Source organism: uncultured Fretibacterium sp. (genome assembly GCF_938040765.1).
In the GTDB taxonomy this organism is placed as follows: domain Bacteria; phylum Synergistota; class Synergistia; order Synergistales; family Aminobacteriaceae; genus CAJPSE01.
The window spans coordinates 1-16,036 of the sequence record NZ_CALIAA010000055.1; the positions used below are offsets into that span (position 1 = coordinate 1).

The following is a 16,036-nucleotide window of genomic DNA, read 5'->3' on the forward strand; positions in this document are numbered from 1 at the left end:
TCCAGGGGGCTCCGCCCGGGGCGTCCAGGACGCCCAGCTCGGAGGCATTCGCCCTCAGAAACTTGCGGGCGGGCGAATAGGGGTCCACGGCCACACCCACCCACCAGGCCCCTTCGTACGATGCGACGCGGACGACCCCGGGCCAGCCGGACGGCAGGGTATCCCTCTGAAAGAAGCGCCCCAGCTGTTCGGGCGACGGAATGGCCCCAGGCTCCGCGTGATAGAGGTTCATGGCCGCGGACAGCGCATAGAGCGCCCCCACCACCCGATGCACCTCCACGTCCGGCTCGACCGTGACGGCACTGGCCGGGGCGGAGGGAGCGCAGGGGGCGAGGGAGACCAAAAACAGCAGGAAGCCCAGGATTGCGGAATGAACATATCGCATCTCGAAAAAGCTCTCCCTTCCAAATTCCGGATCGGGATTCCGGGTCAGGGCCCGGGAACGGCGTCCCGCGCCGAACACATCCCGCCTTTATTCTATCAGCATCGCCCGAGTTTTAAGCAGCGGCTCCAGCTTCCCGGCGGTTTTCGGCGCACCGGCGCCTCCGCGAAGGCCGCGAGGCCCTCGGCTGCCGGCCCAGGACGGATCAGGCGCCGCAGAGCGCCAGCGCCAGGTCGTTGACGTTCGTCCCCGTCGGGCCCGTGACCACGAGGGAGTCCGCTGCCGACAGCGCCGTGTACGAATCGTTGTCCGCCAGGACCCTCTCGATGTCGATCCCGCGCCCCCGCAGCAGCTCCGCCGTGCCCCCGTCCACGATCCCGCCGGCCGCGTCGGTTGGCCCGTCCGTGCCGTCCGAGCCTACGGAGGCGACGACCGTATTGTCCAACCCCGCAATGCCCCGCGCGGCCGACAGCGCCAGCTCCTGATTGCGCCCTCCCCTGCCCCTTCCAGTGAGGCGGACCACCGTCTCCCCGCCCAGGATCAGGGCGCAGGGCGCCTCGACAGGGCGTCCCGAGGCCCGCACCTCGCGCGCCAGAGCGGCCAGAAACGCGCCCGCCCCGCGCGCCTCGCAGTCCAGGGTCGTGGTCAGGACGAGCGGCGTATAGCCCAAGCCTCGGGCCGCGTCCTCCGCGGCCGAGCAAAGCGCGCCCACGCTCCCCGTGACCACGGCCGTGACGTTGCCGAGGCGCTTCGGGGTCTCCAGCCTCAGGAGCTCCTCCAACCCGGGGCGAAGCGAGATGCCGTACTTCCGCACGGTCGCCAGGACCTCCTCCGCCGTATCGGCGTCCGGCCAGGCCGGGCCGGACGCGATGCTGTCCAGCCGGTCGCCCAGCACGTCGGAGAGCACCACGGCGTGGACGTGCGCGGGCGCGGCCATCTGCGCAAAACGCCCGCCCTTGACCGAGGAGAGGCGCTTGCGGATCCGGTTGACCTCCACGATGTCGGCCCCGCAGGCCAGGAGCTGGTCCGTCACGGCGACGAGGTCGTCCAGCGTCACGCCGTCCATCGGGCGCTCGAAGAGCGCCGAGCCGCCCCCCGAGACGAGGAAGAGCACGGTATCGTCGGGGCCGAGCCCCCGGACCTTCCGCAGGAGCGCCTCCGTCCCCCTCAGGGTGTTCCCGTCCGGGAGGGGGTGTCCCGCCTCGAAGATCTCCAGCCCATCGATCGGGCCCATCGAGTGCCCATACTTCGTGACGACCGCCCCGCCCGAGAGGTCCGGTCCCAGGAAGTCCGCCGCAGCCCTCGCCATGCGCCACGCGGCCTTGCCGATCGCGGCGACGACGACCCTGCCCTTCCCCCGGCGCCCGGAGAAGGCCTCGCCCGCCAGGGCCTCCTTCACGGCGCTCTCCGGCAACACCCTTCGGATGGCCTCGTGAACGATCTTCAGCGCGTCCTGTCGCAGGGAACGCATCGTGTTCTCCTCCCCCTTCGGATGCCCTCTCGGACGGATCTGCCCGGGCAACACGCTCTCAGGCCCGGCCTTTTCCGTTATTCTACTCCTCCGCCTCCATCTATGGGGACCTTGGGGGCGAAGCGGCTATCTTTTGTGATATCATTTTCCCGGAGTTCTCATGAAGTTTCGCCGGCCTGCGGACATGCGGGCCGGCCCCCCCCTAACGCCATCCGCACTCGGGAGGCCGAACCGGCAAAGGAGGTAAGCGCCATACTCAGGAACGGCTCCACCCAAGAGCAGGATCCCTCGGAACTCGACGAAGTCCTGACCTACTTTCACGGGTTGGCGTTCCAGTCCGACCCCAGGACGGCCCTCCCGGCCGCTCTGGAGGGGGACGACAGGGCTCTTGCCCTCAGGGACGCCCTGCTTCAGGTCCGCACCACGCTCAAGAGAATGCATGAGGGCGATCTCGACGGCAGGATCGACGCCGAAGGATTCCTCGGCGTCCTGCTCGATATGCTCCGGATGGACCTGAAACATGCGATGGAGCTGATGGACCGCACAGCCGGGGAAAACGTCCGCCCGAGCACGGAGCCCTCGGGCGGGCTGGCGGAGATGCTCAACCGGACGGCGGAGAAGTCCGCCCGTACGGTTGAACGTTTGAAGGCCGAGGAGGAGCGGTGGCGCCTTGTCCTTGAATGCAGCAGGGATGGGGTGTTCGAGTTTTTTCCGGGCACATGGGAGAGGACCTTCTGCTCCTCCGGGCTCGCCGAGATGCAGCGCACATCCCTGAAGGAGCTTCCCCCCGTGAAGCGCTGGATCAAGTTCATCCATCCCGAGGACGTCAAGGCCCGGCATATCCTGAAGGATATTCTGCAGCGGACCTACATCAAGGGAACCTACGACGTCGTCTTCCGCCTGCTCTGCGCGGACGGCGTCTACCGCTGGCGTCAGTGCCGCGGGCAGGTATTCCGGGACGCGGAGGGAAGGGTCGCCCGCACCCTGGGCATCCTCAGGGATATTCACAGCCGCAAGGAGCGGGAGGACGATTTCAAGTACCGCGCCACCCACGACGTCCTCACCGGGCTTCCCAGCAGGCCGCTCTTCCACCAGCACCTTCTTCAGATGATGGCCAGCGCCAAGCGCACGGGCAAGGCCGTCCTGGTCGTCATGGCGGACCTGGACCATTTCAAGGACGTCAACGACACCCTGGGACACCACGCGGGGGACCTGCTGCTCCAGGAGTTCGCCGGCCGCCTCCGCGCGAGCATCCGCACCAGCGACATCGCCGCCCGTGTGGGCGGCGACGAGTTCGCGCTGCTCCTGACCTGCGACCCCGATCCCCACAAATATGCCGCCGCCATCCAGAGGATACGGGCCTCCCTGGAGGCCCCGACCTGTCTCGAGAATACGTGCTACCAGATACACGCCAGTATGGGCATCGCCGTCTATCCTCAGGACGGGGACGAGCTCCTGGTCCTGCTGAAGCGCGCCGACAGCGCCCTGTACCAGGCGAAGAACTCGGGACGCAACACGTATCGCTTCTACACGCCCTCATAGAATCGGCCCTCCCGACAGCGGGTGACGGAGGAACCGCGCCCATCAGACGGCGGCTTGCCCTATACGGGTTCCGCCTCCGGTTCCCGCCAGGCGACCAGACGGCGTTCGGCAAAGGCGACCAGGAGGTAGAGCAGCAGTCCGATCAGGCTCAACACGATGACGGAGGCCAGGATCAGGTTGATGTCGCTGGTCTCGTTCCCCAGCATCAGAAGGAAGCCCATCCCCGCCTTGCTGCCGATCATCTCGCCGACGACCGCCCCGATGACGGCCTGCGTGACGGCCACCTTCATCCCCGAGAGCAGCCAGGAGAGGGACGCGGGGAACTCCAGATAGGCGAAGCGCTGCCAGGCCGTGGCCCCCAGGACCGAGAGGAGCTGGTGCAGGTCGGCGTCGATGTCCCGGATCGCGGCCACCTCGTTGACCATAATGGGGAAGAATACCACCAGGACCACCAGCGCCACCTTCGACTCGATGCCGAGGCCGAACCAGAGGATCAGGAGCGGCGCGATCGAGATCTTGGGAGCCGTCTGCACGATCAGGACAAAGGGCATCACCAGGCGCTCCAGAAGACGGGACCTCGCGACCCAATACCCGGCGGCAACCCCGGCCGCTGCCCCGATCAGGACGCCCACGAAAACCTCGTGAAGCGTCACGCCCACGTGCCGCAGCATGTCCCCCCGCGTGAAGTGGAAGACCAGGTGCTTCAGAACGTCCTCCGGCTGCGGCAGCAGGTTCGGCGGAACGTCGAAGGCCGCGATGTAGGCCTTCCACCCCCAGATCAGCAGGGGGAACACGGCCGCGGGGGGCAGCCAGTTCAGCAGAGCTCGGCGCATGCGGACCGTCTCCCGCCCCTAGGGCCTCACGTAAAGCAGGTCCTCCGCCGATGGAGCCGTTTTCAGCACGCCGTACTCCTTCAGGATGGCGATGGACCGTCCCCAGCGCTCCGCGTCGGAGGCCCCCAACCCGTGCGCCTTCGTGTAGTCGCTGGTCCAGAGGTAGGGGATGAAGATCTCGTCCAGGATCCTCGTCACGACGTCGACGCGGTCGCCGAAGCTCGGCGCGTATTTGCTCACGGAGAGCTCGACGGCCTCGCGGCTGTGCCCGCCGATGATGTAATCCAGGGACCTGTCGAGGGCCGAGACGAACTTTTCCACCAGCTCGGGCTCGTCCTTCAGCAGCTTCTCCCCCGCGATCAGGACGTTTCCGTGCGAGGGCAGGAAGGTGTCGGACCGGATCTCGTCCACATCCACCCCCTGATTGCGCAGCTCCACGGTCCTCAGCATGGAGAATACGATGGCGTCCACCTGTCCGTCGGCAAGGGCGCCCACGATGGCTCCCGTGCCGATGACCTCCAGGTCGAGGTCCGAGACGGCGAGGCCGGCCTCCTTGAGCATGACCTGGAGCTGAATGTAGTTCGGGCTCGCCAGGCTGGTGACCGCAACCTTCTTCCCCTTGAGATCGGCCGGTCCGGAGATCCCGCTCGACCGCTTGAAGATCGTCGCGCCCAACCCATGCTGATAGGTCGTATGGACCACCTTGACGGGGATCCCGGCCCCTCGGCCCACGATGACCGAATCCGCGTTGGGAAAGCCGAACTCCACGTTGCCCACGCCCACGTTCTTGACGATATCCGCCCCCGCGGAATAGTAGAACTCCACGTCGAGTCCCTGCTCGGCGAAATACCCCTTCTCCTGCGCCAGATAGAGCGGCGCGTAATAGGGGACGGCCGCCCCGTCGATCTGGATGGACACCTTGCGCAGGTCGGCGGCCTCCGCCCCCCGGCCGAACACGGCGCTCCCCAGCAGCACCAGCGCACCCAAAAACAGCTTCCTAATCATTTCCACACACGTCCTTTCCCATTTTCATCGCTTCCGGCTCCTCGAGCCTCAATCTTTCGTACAGACGGCGGGCCCCCGAGAGCGCAACCCGGCACAGGCGCCCCTGCGACTCCCCGTCGTCCACCAGCCAGCGATTCGTGACGCGGTTGCAGTGCACGGCGACGATGCTGCCCGCATGGACCCCGTACAGGGAGCCGAGGGTCAGGACCGTCTCGGCCTCCATCTCCATGTTCAGCACCCCGAGGCCGAGCATCTCCCGATACAGGGCGTCGTCGTCCGGCCGGGCGGAGGGCCCGGCGCGCCCCTGTCCGCGGTAGAAGCTCCCCACGGAGGCCCCGATGCCGACATGCCACCTCGCCCCCTGCTCGCGGCACGCATCGCGCAGGCACTCCAGGACGTCGAAGGATGCGACCGCGGGGTACTCCGGGCGCGCGTAGTGGATCGACGCCCCTCCCAGGCGCACCATGCCCGAGTTGAGGATCAGATCGCCGCACTCGATGCCGGCGCGCAGCGCCCCGCATCCCCCGACCCGGATCAGGGCCCTGGCCCCGGAACGGATCAGCTCCACGACCGCGATCTCGGTCGAGGGCGCGCCGATTCCCGTGGAACAGACCGTTACGGGAACCTCATCGAACGTCCCCCGCCCGACGAGGAACTCCCGGTTGTCCGAGACGATGCGGAAATCCCGCAGCCCCTCCCCTATCCGCCCCACCCTGGCGGGGTCCCCCGGCAGCAGGACGATCGGCGCCACCTCGGAGGCCAGACAGCGCAGGTGAGGGAGGCGTCCGTCGTAGCGGGGATCGGACGCGCTGGTGTAGCGGCTCACGGCGCGGCCTCCCTCAGGACGGCATGGGCGTCGCGCTTCGACTCGTGCCAGCCGAGAAGCCGCCCCTCCACGACGTCCAGCACCTCGTAGAGGAGGACTCCCAGGGAGGAGGTCACGATGATGGCGGCGACGAGGAGCGGCGTGTCGCTCAGCGCCGAGGCATAGGTCAGCAGGTAGCCCAGCCCCGATTTGCTCGAGATCCACTCGGCCACGATCGCCCCGATCACGGCTTGGACGATCCCCACCTTCAGCCCCGCGAAGATCGGCGGCAGGGACGAGGGCAGCTCCACCTCCCAGAACGTCTGCAGCCGCGAGGCCCGGAGGACGCGCATCAGGTCGCGCATCCCGCGGTCCACGGACTGCATCCCCAGGATCACGGACGCCATGACCGGGAAGAAGACCATGGACACGATCAGGATCAGCTTGGAGGCCCAGCCCAGCCCGAACCACAACACGAAGAGCGGTATGAGCGCTATTTTGGGGGCCGTCTGGGCGAAGAGGACGTAGGGCATCAGGGCCTTGCGGAGCAGCGCGCTCCTGGCCAGGGGATAGCCGAACAGGAAGCCCAGAACGCTCCCGAGAAGGAACCCCGAGACGATCTCCCCCGTTGTGACGGCCAGGTGAAAGTATATCTCCCCCTTGAAGAGCCGGACGAGGCAGAGAAACGTCTCCTCCGGGGAGGGCAGGATGAAGGCCGGGACGTCGTATGCCGCGACGTACCCCTTCCAGATCCCCAGGAACAGGGCGAACGACAGCCCGTACTCGGCCGCGCGCCTCCAGCGGGTCGGGGTCATCCTATGACCTCCCGCAGGGCGCGGCAGTACTCGTTGAAGATGGGAAGCAGGCGCATCTCCTGGGTCCGGGGACGCGGGAGGTCCACGGTCAGGACCTTCCGGACCGTGCCGGGGCGCGGGGAGAGGACAAGAACCCGATCGGACAGGAACACGGCCTCGTCGATGCCGTGCGTGACGAAAAGGACCGTCTTTTGGGTGTCGCTCCAGATGCGGAGCAGCTCCATGTTCATGGTGTCCCGCGTGATGGCGTCCAGAGCCCCGAAGGGCTCGTCCATCAACAGGAGGGGCGGGCTGCAGGAGAGCGCGCGGGCGATGGAGACCCGCTGCTTCATCCCCCCGGAGAGCTCGTGAGGCAGGGCGTTTCTGAAGTCCGAGAGCCCGACCAGTTCGATCAGGGCATCGAGGTGCTCCCGATTCTCCTCCAGGGGGATTTTTTTGATCTTGAGGGGAAAGGCGATGTTCTCGAAGACGGTCTTCCAGGGAAGGAGCACCGCGCTCTGGAAGACGAAGCCGATGTCCCCGCGTCCGTACCCCGGGCCGAACCGCACCTCCCCCGACGTCGGCCGCTCCAGGCCGGAGATCAGGCGAAGCAGCGTGGACTTGCCGCATCCGGACGGGCCGATGATGGAGACGAACTCCCCCCTGGGGACCTCGATGTCGATGTCCCGGAGCGCCTCCGTCTCCTTCCTGAGAAAGTTTCTGTAAACCTTCGACAACCCCGCAACCCCGAGAGACAGCTCCCGTGTCATCGTGTTTCCCCTTTCCGAGGTGAACCTGAGGTGAACCCGAAAGCTCATTCTAGCACAGCGTTCCGTCCGCGGGGAGCGGCACGCCGCCGGTATGCGAGGCCGAATCCCCCGAAAAGGCGGAGGACGGCGCGGACCCCGTGCCGTCCTCCACAGCTTTCGCCTCTCGAAGATGCGGTGCGCCTCAGAGGTCCCGGCCGGCCTCCGGGAACGATCCCGGGAACAGCTCCGCCGGGGACAGGGAGCCGTCGCTTCGCTCCCAGTAGCCCATGCGCATCTTCTCGTAGTAGGCCTGCGCCTGGTCGCGGAGGGCCGCCTCGTCGATCCCCGGGATGACGCGGTCGCGCATCACGAATCGGCCGTCGATGATCGAATGGCGCACCTCCCGAGACGTCCCGGAGTTGACGATGGTCCGCAGCGGATCGTCGATCGTGCCCACGTCCAGTCCATCGAGGTCGAGGACGATCATATCCGCGCGGGCCCCTACCGCGATGCGCCCCAGGTCCTCGCGGCCCAGCGCACGCGCGCCTCCCAGCGTCGCCGCCTCGAAGAAGTCCGCGTAGGTATTGCCCTCCAGGGATCGGTCCACGTGCCGGGCCATGTAGCTTCCGATGCGGATGTTCGCCAGCATGTCCGGCGGAAAGGTGTCCGTCCCCATCGCCATGTTGACCCCGGCCTTCCGGTAGCGCCCGAACGACTCGAGCGCGACGCCGGAGGATGCGTAGACCAGCGGGCAGTGGATGACGGTCGTGCCCGTACGGGCCAGAAGCTCGACGTCGTTGCCCGTGGGCGCATCGTGAATAGCGCTGTACCCCGGCACGTACATAGCGTGGGGGATCAGGGTCGTCTGCCCCAGGAAGCCGATTTTATCCAGGTACTGAAGCGGCGTGATCCCCTGGTGCTTTCGGACCCACGTGTACTCGAACGAGCCCTGAGCCGCATGCAGGCGCACGCGGCACCCGAGCTTATCGGCGGCCGCCTTCGTCGCCAGCAGGTTCTCCTCCGTCTGGGTCTCGATGCGCTCCGGCACCAGGACGCCGCGGACCAGCCCGCCGTAGGATCCATCGAACTCTTTGATGAAACGGATGGCCCGCTCCAGCCCCAGGCGCCCCTCGTCGTCCTTGAAGAGCACCTCTCCGGAGCCGTCGGGGTTGACGACCCTCGCGCCGGACTGGTAACTGGGCCCGAGGTAGACCCTCAACCCCAGGTGCCCCGCGTGATGGGCCGCGGCCTCGATCTCCTCCAGAGTCTCCGCCCAGCGCTTGTAGTACACCGAGGTGATGGGCATGGACGTCGTGATCCCGTGCCGGATCAGCTGGACGTAAGCGTAAAGGGACTTGAACGCCTCCTCCTCCGCAGACATGATCTCGCGGCTGCCCCTCTCGTAATACGCACGGCTCCAGAGCAGGTGGCTCTGGATCGCGGCCGGAGCCTCGCAGTGGATCAGGCCGTGGTCGATGTCGCCCAGGGAGTCCAGGTCCACGAAGCCGGGGCTGAGGATGGCGTTGCCGCAATCCAGCTCCTCGTCGCAGCGCCCCGGGTATTCACGGCCGACGAAGACGATCGTGTTTCCCTCGAACACCACCTGCCCGTCCCGCAGCAGGACGTGCCGCGATCCGTCGAACGCCACGACATACTTTGCGCTCAGTTTCGTCCTCAATTTCGAAAAACGCTCCTTTCCCTATGGACGGCATGGCAGCGAATCGTAATCCACCCGCTGCTCGTCCAGCCAGCCCTGCGTGTGCCCCCAGAAGGTGCCCGGCAGCGCCATGTGCCGCTCCAGCCCGGCGCGCTCGATCAGGCGGCGGGCCTCCGCCTCGCCCTCCCTCAGCACCTCGTCCTCGTCCACGGACAGGACGCGGCGTCCCTCCATCAGTACGCGCCCGGCGACGACGACGGTCTCGAAATCGTGCCCCACCGCCTCGCAGATCACGCGGTGCACCGGCATGATGTTGGGGACCAGGTGCGGCTGCCAGAGGTTCATCACGGCGATATCCGCCTGCTTGCCCGGCTCGAGGGAACCGATCTCGTCCTCCCAGCCCAGTGCCTTCGCGGCGTCGATCGTGATCATCTCGAGCGTCTTGCCGTTCGGCAGCAGGAAGGGATCGTGGCAGAGCATGCGCTGGATCAGCTGGGTCTGCCGTGCGGACCGAAGGAGGTCGAACGGCGTGGAAGGAGAGTTCCCGTCCGTCGTAATCGCGACGTTGGCGCCCAGACCGAGCAGTTCGGGGATCGGGCAGCGCCCGTTGACCTGACCGTAACCGGGCGCGCTGGCCACGTGCGTCCCCGTCTCCGCCAGGATCATGGCCTCCTCGAAGGAGATGCCCGTGCAGTGCTGGATATGCACGTCCGGCCCCAGGAGCGCATACTCGCACCGATGGGCGAGCCGGATCATCCCGCCGAACGCCTCCGTGTGGATGCGCACCTTGTGCTTGGCCGCGACCTCCCGGACCCGGCGCATCATCAGCCGGTCATGGTCCGACAACGCCACGGCGACATCCGGCGCCGAGGGGCCGGAACCGAAGATCGACGTCAGCAGGACGAAGGGCGCGATAAACACCCGGATGCGCCCGTCGGCTCCTCCGTTCCACGCCTCGATGACGGCCTCGGCCCCCTCCATCATGCCCTCGAAGGACACCTCCACCTCATGGCGGACGCCGTTCTTCCAGCGGCTGAACTTGCGCGGAAACGGCGGATTGCAGGGCCCGACGGCCACGACCCCTCGGATCCCCACGTCGGCATAGCCCCGCGCGTTGTTGTTCCCGAATACCGGGTCGTCGCTGCGCTGGGCCGAGCTGATGACGCTGAGCCCGCAGGTCACCCCCATCTTCAGGCGCTCCAGGGCCGCCAGACGAGCCTCGACGTACCAGAACTCATCCGTCGTGTAATGGTGGTATGTGGGTGTGGCGATGTGCATCCAGTGACTGCGCGTATCCGAACCGATCGTCTTGAGCAGGGCGTGCCCCGCGTGTCCGTGCACATCGATCAGGCCCGGCAGGATCGCCTTGTGAAGGCAGTCGATCTCCCGATCGGCGCTGTAGGACGCCTCGATATCCTCCGCTGGGCCCACTGCCGCAATCCGCGTCCCCTCCATGGCCACGGAGGCGTTCTCCAGAATGCGCCGCTCCGGGTCCATCGTGATCACGGTGCCCCTCTTCAGGACGAGATCCGCGTGTTTCCTTTTTCCATCCAAAGTCATCAGCTCCCAATCTCACAGCCTGCCGCCGTGAGCGCGCGAATCTGCGCGACTGTCGCCCAAAGGGTCCTCAATTCCATATTGGGACTCCAGTTCGAAAATTTCCGATTCGGGGACATTCGCCCGGTTCAGAAACTGCCTCGCAGAAGCCTTCCGCTTCCGGGGTCCGCCGTTATCCCTCGGCCATCGAAGACGACCGCGCCGCGCACCAGCGTCGCGGTCACGCGCCCCTCGAACTCCATCCCCATATAGGGGCTGTGCTTGTTTTTATGAAGCAGCATCTCGGGAGCGAGCGTCCAGCGCGCGGAGGGGTCCAGGATCGTCAGGTCGGCATCGCTCCCGATCCTGATGACCCCCTTGCGGGGGTAGAGCCCCATCAGGCGAGCCGGGTTCTCGGAGACCAGCCGAACCAGCATCTCCACGCTCAGGCCCCGCCGCCTCACCCCATGGGTGAAGAGCGCGGGCAGCATGGTCTGTACGCCCTGGGCCCCGCCCCACATGTCCCAGAAGCTCCCGCTCGCCGGATTCTTCTGCGCGACGGTCGAGGGCGAGTGATCCGAGGAGATCACGTCCACCGAACCGCTCCGGACACAATCCCAAAGGGCCTCGACGGTCTCCCGCGTCCGCACGGGGGGCGTGCACTTCAGGACGCCCCCCAGCCGCTCCAGGTCGTCCTCGGAGAAGATCAGGTAGTGCGGGCAGGTCTCCACCGTCACCCGCGCCTCCCTCCGGGCCCGCGATACCCGATCGATCACCTCGGGCAGCGTGGCGTGGCAGATATGAACGCGCGCCCCCGTGGAACGGGCCATCTCCAACACCATGTCGACGGCCAGGAGCTCCGTGACGGGGGCGTGGGCCCCCAGGAAATCCCGCACCCCCGTGCGCCCGGCGGACCGGGCCGCCCGCTCGAGGGACGACGTCAGCGCCTCGTCCTCGCAGTGAACCCCCACCAGGAGGTCGTGTTTCTCCGCCTCGGCCAGCCCGCGGAAGAGCACGTCCGGGCGGGCATAGGGGAAGTCGCTGCCCGCAAAGCAGGTGAACGCCTTGAAGGCAATGGCGCCCCTTTCGCGCATCGCTTGCAGCTCCGCGACATTGTCGTCCACGAGGCCGCCCCACAGGGCATAGTCCACCACCGCGCGCTCCGCGGCGGCGCGTTTCTTGAGCTCCAGGCTCTCCACCGAGGTCACGGCCGGGGCCCCGGAGAGCGGCATGTCCACGACCGTACCGACCCCGCCGGCCGCGGCCGCGGCGGTGCCATGGGCAAAGTCCTCGCGGTCGGGGAACCCCGGGTCGTTGAAGTGAACGTGCATATCGACCACGGCGGGCAGGACCAGCATCCCGGCCGCGTCGATGACGCGCTCTCCCGCGTCGAGCGTCCCTCCGGCGGCCAGGGCCGCGATTTTGCCGTCCGCGATGCCGATGTCGGCCTCGACGAGCCCCGACGGGGCCGCGACGAGGCCATTGACGACCGTACAGGAAACTTGTCTCTCGATCATGGTTCTTTACCTGCCTTGAGCATCATGGATGAAGCCTTCCCGAATCTCAGCGGAGAGGTCTCAGAACGCGACCTCGGGGAGCCACGTGACCAGGAAGGGAAAAGCGAAGACCAGGAAGACAAAGAGCAGCATCACCATAAGGAAGGGCAGGGTCCCGACGATGACGGTGGAGATGGACCCCTCCTTTCGCACTCCCTGTACGACATACAGATTCATGCCCATGGGGGGCGTGATCAGGGCCAGTTCGGCCATCAATACGAGAAAGATGCCGAACCAGATGGGGTCTATCCCGACAGCCATCGTCATGGGATAGACGATGGGTATGGTCCCGACGATCATTGCCAGGGCATCGAAGAAGCATCCCAGGATGAGATAAAAAATGGTCAACGCCAAAATCAGCGAGGAGGGCGAAGCGTTCAGGCGCGTGACAAAATCCGCCATGATCTCGGGGACCCCCATCAGCCCCAGGACAAACGTCAGGTAGAACGCGGCCGAGGTGATGAGAAGGATCATGGCCGTTATCAGGATCGTTCTCTCGAAACACTCGTGCAGCATCTTGAAACTCAATCTCCCGGCCAGAGCGGTCAAGGCGAAGGCCCCGACGACCGCCAAAGCGGCCGACTCTGTGGGAGTGGCCCAACCGAGATAAATGCTGCCCATGACCAGCGTAAAGATCACCACAGGCGGAAGGAGGTCCTTCAGGCGCCGGAGTCGAACCCCCAGCGGGTCGACCGTCTCGGCCTCACTGCCCATACCGGGGCTGCGCAGTCCCCAGACCACGATGACCCCCATAAAGAGCAGGGCGAGCAGGATTCCCGGGATGATTCCCGCCAGATAGAGCTTGCCCACCGAGTTGCCCGTCATGGCCCCGTACAGGATCAGGTTGATCGATGGGGGAATGAGGATGCCCAGGGTCGCCCCGGCCGCGATGCTGCCCAGGACCATCCTCTGGTCGTATTTTCGATGTTCCAGGGCGGGAATGGCGATGGTGCCGATGGTTGCGGCGGTGGCGACGGAGGAGCCGGAGACGGCGGCCAGCATTCCGGAGGCGACGATGTTCGTGTGCAGCAACCCGCCGGGAAGCCAGTAGAGCCAGTCGGCCAGGGAGCGGTACATCTTGTCGGTGAAGCCCCCCCGAACCAGGATCTCTCCCAACAGGACAAAAAGCGGGATGGCCGTGAGGACAAAGTTGTTTCCCGCCCCCCAAAGCTGCGTCCCATACTCCAACGCAGCCGGTACCCCCAGATAGCCCACGGCTCCCGCGATGCTGATGGCGAACATGGCGACGGCCACATGGAACCCCAGAGCCATCATCAGGATGAGCAGGCAGAACCCCGCCGCCGCGATCGAGACGTCTATCACAGTTCCATCCCCTCCTCCCTGCGCTCCTCGAGGGCCTGAAGCTCCTCCTCCAGGTCCTTGTTGACGGATACGGGGCCGTAGAAATCGTTCAGTGCGTTGGACCCCGAAAAGAACAGTTTGACCGCGTGGACGGCATAGGCGCAGGAGACCGCGGAGAAAAAGCCCAGGCCCAAAAGCCATATCGCCTGGGGAATCCACAGGGGGGTCTGGAGGGGGTTGACCGCACGGCTGCCGAACTCGACCGACTCCTCCAGGACGCGCGCCCCCCGCCAGGTCGAAAAGCAGGCGAAGCCCGCCATGGCGATCATCGCGAGCATGTTCAGAAAACGCTGCAGCCCTCTGGGAAGTCGGACGAGAAAGATATCGATACGGACATGGGTCTTGGCGATGACACCGCAGCCGGCCCCCGCGACGGCAATGATGGCAAGGACGTATCCGCCGATATCATCGATGCCCTGGAAGGAGAAGGCGAACAGCTTGCGTCCCACGATCTCAACCGACATGGCAAAGGCCAATCCCAGGAGAACGTAGCCGGAAACGACGGCGATCAGACGTCCCAGAGGCTCGAGCGCCTTTGAAATCGGATTGTTCATTGGATACGAAACCCTCGCACCTTACCGACCGTCTCGTTCCAGATCTCCACGCCCTCGGGATAGACCTTGCGGCAGGATTCCGCCCACAGGGGGAGCACCGTCTCCGTCACCGCGGCGTTCAGCAGCTCCTTATCCCTGTCGGATACCGGAACCAGGGTCATATTGAACTTCGTGTTGTCCTGGCACGGCTCCTGACCGACATTGCAGTTGACCGCAAAACTGTTGGCCCTCTCGGTGAACTCCCACATCAGGGCCTCCAGACGCTGGAACTCCTTCATCAATTTCTCCTGGGACTCCGGAGAAAACTTGTTCCAGTAGTCGAGGTTGATGAAATGCCCCTGTACCGAGCCGGAGACGGCCAGGGGGAACAGGTGAGTGGTCACCTCGGGCCACTTGCCCGTATTGCCCGAGGCCGCCGAGGTCACGCCGCAATCCACGACCCCTCTTTGAAGCGCGGGGTACACCTCGGAGAAGGAGAGCGTCACCGGGATGGCCCCGAAGTACTCGATGAGCTTCGCCATCGACGGCGTGAAGCTCCGAATCTTCAGCCCCTTGAAGTCCTCCACGCCCTTGATGGGCTTGTTGCTGAAAAAGACCTGAGGGCCAAAGGGCCAGAGCGTGAGGATCTTGACGTTGAAGCGCTTCTGAAGCCGAGTATCGAGGGCCTCCCGATAGGCGTCGACAGCCGTACGGAGGTCCTTCAGGTTGGTCGATACCCCGACGAGGTCGATTCCCTCGAGGAAGGGGTCGTCTCTGGCCGCCATCCCTATCTGGACACTCATGACGTCGAAAGTCCCGGACCGCAGCAGACGCAGCGCATCCTCGGCCTTGACGTTCACGGCATCCATCGTGTTGTAGCTCGTCCGGAACTCGAGCCCGGCGGACTGAGGCAGGTCTACGAAGAAAGGTTTCTCCAGCTCCACATGCTTGTAGTTCGTGGAGAAGTTGCCCACCACGCGCATCGTCTTCGGATCGGCCGCCTCCGCGCTGCCGGCCGCCGCCTGCAGAAAGACCGAACACAGGACCGCAGCCGCAAAGACCGTCACAAAACGTTTCATTTTCATTTCCCTCCTTTTCGGTTTACCGTCACTCGGACGTTGAAAACGTTTCAGTCTTTTTTGTAAGAGTTTTCTCTTTTCAATACCCAAGGGCTCTGGGCAGCCAAAGACACAGCGAGGGGAAAAATATACAAAGGACAAGCATCCCGTATTGCAGAAAAATATAAGGCCACGAGTTGCGTATCATGTCACCGATGGAAACACGCGTGATGCCGCACATGGCAAAAAGCAGCACCCCAACCGGCGGGGTCATCATACCGATAACGAGATTCAGTACGAAGAGGAACCCGAACCACAAGGGGTCTATACCGTATGCGGCCGCTATGGGGGCAAAAATGGGAACCAGCATGATGTAGGCAGCGATCGACTCGATGAACATACCGGCTACAACCAGGATAAGCATCATCAGGAACAAAAATACCGAGGGGCTGTTTGTAAGCCCCTGCAAAAAGTTTGCCAAACGAACGGGGACGAGATCTATCGTAAAAACAAACGTCGTCGTTGCAGCAAAGGCCATAAGAGCTCCCACGACCGACGAGCCCACCGCGGCACGGAACATCACCGCGGGGATGGCGGAGAGCTTGAGCTTCTTGGTGACAAAAAATCCGACGAGTGCCGCATATGCGACCGCAATCCCCGCCCCTTCGGTCGGGGTGAACATCCCGCCAACAATACCTCCGACGACCAAAATGGGCATCATAAAGATAAGAAAAGCCTTGCGGGTTTGAATCA

At 65.2% G+C, this 16,036-nt stretch carries 15 protein-coding genes; 1 reads left to right on the top strand and 14 read right to left on the bottom strand.

All coding sequences use genetic code 11. The annotated features are described in order from the left end of the window. Both Q0176_RS02025 and Q0176_RS02030 read right to left on the bottom strand, forming a co-directional pair. A partial coding sequence (locus Q0176_RS02025) for a hypothetical protein (RefSeq protein ID WP_299298704.1) occupies positions 1-385 on the bottom strand: 385 nt, incomplete at its 3' end. 202 nt (positions 386-587) lie between these two features. Then, the gene (locus Q0176_RS02030) at positions 588-1,853 is read right to left on the bottom strand and encodes a DUF4147 domain-containing protein (protein ID WP_299298707.1); all 1,266 of its coding nucleotides are present in this window, start codon (positions 1,851-1,853) and stop codon (positions 588-590) included. A gap of 324 nt (positions 1,854-2,177) precedes the next feature. On the opposite strand from Q0176_RS02030, the gene Q0176_RS02035 reads away from it, so the two are divergent. After that, on the top strand, positions 2,178-3,395 hold the full coding sequence (locus Q0176_RS02035) for a sensor domain-containing diguanylate cyclase (RefSeq protein ID WP_299298710.1): 1,218 nt from the start codon (positions 2,178-2,180) through the stop codon (positions 3,393-3,395). 59 nt (positions 3,396-3,454) lie between these two features. Here Q0176_RS02035 and Q0176_RS02040 read toward each other — a convergent pair whose 3' ends face one another. The 12 genes from Q0176_RS02040 to Q0176_RS02095 all read right to left on the bottom strand — a co-directional run. Next, a complete protein-coding gene (locus Q0176_RS02040; RefSeq protein ID WP_299298713.1) occupies positions 3,455-4,228 on the bottom strand; it encodes an ABC transporter permease in 774 nt (257 codons plus the stop codon). An 18-nt stretch (positions 4,229-4,246) separates the two neighbouring features. Then, positions 4,247-5,233, bottom strand: coding sequence for an ABC transporter substrate-binding protein (locus tag Q0176_RS02045; RefSeq protein ID WP_299298716.1), 987 nt, complete (start codon positions 5,231-5,233; stop codon positions 4,247-4,249). Beyond that, positions 5,226-6,059, bottom strand: coding sequence for a nucleoside phosphorylase (locus tag Q0176_RS02050; RefSeq protein WP_299298718.1), 834 nt, complete (start codon positions 6,057-6,059; stop codon positions 5,226-5,228). Before Q0176_RS02050 ends, Q0176_RS02045 begins: the two co-directional genes overlap by 8 nt. Further along, entirely contained in the window at positions 6,056-6,853 is a 798-nt protein-coding gene (locus Q0176_RS02055; RefSeq protein ID WP_299298721.1) for an ABC transporter permease, read from the bottom strand. Before Q0176_RS02055 ends, Q0176_RS02050 begins: the two co-directional genes overlap by 4 nt. Next, positions 6,850-7,602, bottom strand: coding sequence for an ABC transporter ATP-binding protein (locus Q0176_RS02060; RefSeq protein ID WP_299298724.1), 753 nt, complete (start codon positions 7,600-7,602; stop codon positions 6,850-6,852). Before Q0176_RS02060 ends, Q0176_RS02055 begins: the two co-directional genes overlap by 4 nt. Before the next feature lie 181 nt (positions 7,603-7,783). Then, positions 7,784-9,259 (bottom strand): chlorohydrolase family protein, encoded by a 1,476-nt coding sequence (locus Q0176_RS02065; protein ID WP_299298727.1) that lies wholly within the window; start codon positions 9,257-9,259, stop codon positions 7,784-7,786. A 21-nt stretch (positions 9,260-9,280) separates the two neighbouring features. After that, positions 9,281-10,798, bottom strand: a complete 1,518-nt coding sequence (locus Q0176_RS02070; protein ID WP_299298731.1) for an amidohydrolase family protein — start codon at positions 10,796-10,798, stop codon at positions 9,281-9,283. A 125-nt stretch (positions 10,799-10,923) separates the two neighbouring features. Continuing rightward, positions 10,924-12,291, bottom strand: coding sequence for an allantoinase AllB (gene allB / locus Q0176_RS02075; protein ID WP_299298734.1), 1,368 nt, complete (start codon positions 12,289-12,291; stop codon positions 10,924-10,926). Positions 12,292-12,351: 60 nt separating this feature from the next. Then, positions 12,352-13,653: a TRAP transporter large permease gene (locus tag Q0176_RS02080; protein ID WP_299298737.1), complete on the bottom strand. Its 1,302-nt coding sequence runs from the start codon at positions 13,651-13,653 to the stop codon at positions 12,352-12,354. Further along, positions 13,650-14,246 (bottom strand): TRAP transporter small permease, encoded by a 597-nt coding sequence (locus Q0176_RS02085; RefSeq protein WP_299298740.1) that lies wholly within the window; start codon positions 14,244-14,246, stop codon positions 13,650-13,652. Before Q0176_RS02085 ends, Q0176_RS02080 begins: the two co-directional genes overlap by 4 nt. Continuing rightward, positions 14,243-15,304, bottom strand: a complete 1,062-nt coding sequence (locus Q0176_RS02090; protein ID WP_299298743.1) for a TRAP transporter substrate-binding protein — start codon at positions 15,302-15,304, stop codon at positions 14,243-14,245. Before Q0176_RS02090 ends, Q0176_RS02085 begins: the two co-directional genes overlap by 4 nt. A gap of 79 nt (positions 15,305-15,383) precedes the next feature. Then, positions 15,384-16,036: TRAP transporter large permease subunit (locus Q0176_RS02095; RefSeq protein ID WP_299298746.1), on the bottom strand; the 653-nt coding region annotated here is incomplete at its 5' end.

Coding starts and splice junctions, on each gene's coding strand:
- Q0176_RS02030 (WP_299298707.1), bottom strand. CDS start 1,853: ATGCGTTCCCTGCGACAGGACGCGCTGAAGATCGTTCACGAGGCCATC.
- Q0176_RS02040 (WP_299298713.1), bottom strand. CDS start 4,228: ATGCGCCGAGCTCTGCTGAACTGGCTGCCCCCCGCGGCCGTGTTCCCC.
- Q0176_RS02045 (WP_299298716.1), bottom strand. CDS start 5,233: ATGATTAGGAAGCTGTTTTTGGGTGCGCTGGTGCTGCTGGGGAGCGCC.
- Q0176_RS02055 (WP_299298721.1), bottom strand. CDS start 6,853: ATGACCCCGACCCGCTGGAGGCGCGCGGCCGAGTACGGGCTGTCGTTC.
- Q0176_RS02060 (WP_299298724.1), bottom strand. CDS start 7,602: ATGACACGGGAGCTGTCTCTCGGGGTTGCGGGGTTGTCGAAGGTTTAC.
- Q0176_RS02070 (WP_299298731.1), bottom strand. CDS start 10,798: ATGACTTTGGATGGAAAAAGGAAACACGCGGATCTCGTCCTGAAGAGG.
- allB (WP_299298734.1), bottom strand. CDS start 12,291: ATGATCGAGAGACAAGTTTCCTGTACGGTCGTCAATGGCCTCGTCGCG.
- Q0176_RS02085 (WP_299298740.1), bottom strand. CDS start 14,246: ATGAACAATCCGATTTCAAAGGCGCTCGAGCCTCTGGGACGTCTGATC.
- Q0176_RS02090 (WP_299298743.1), bottom strand. CDS start 15,304: ATGAAACGTTTTGTGACGGTCTTTGCGGCTGCGGTCCTGTGTTCGGTC.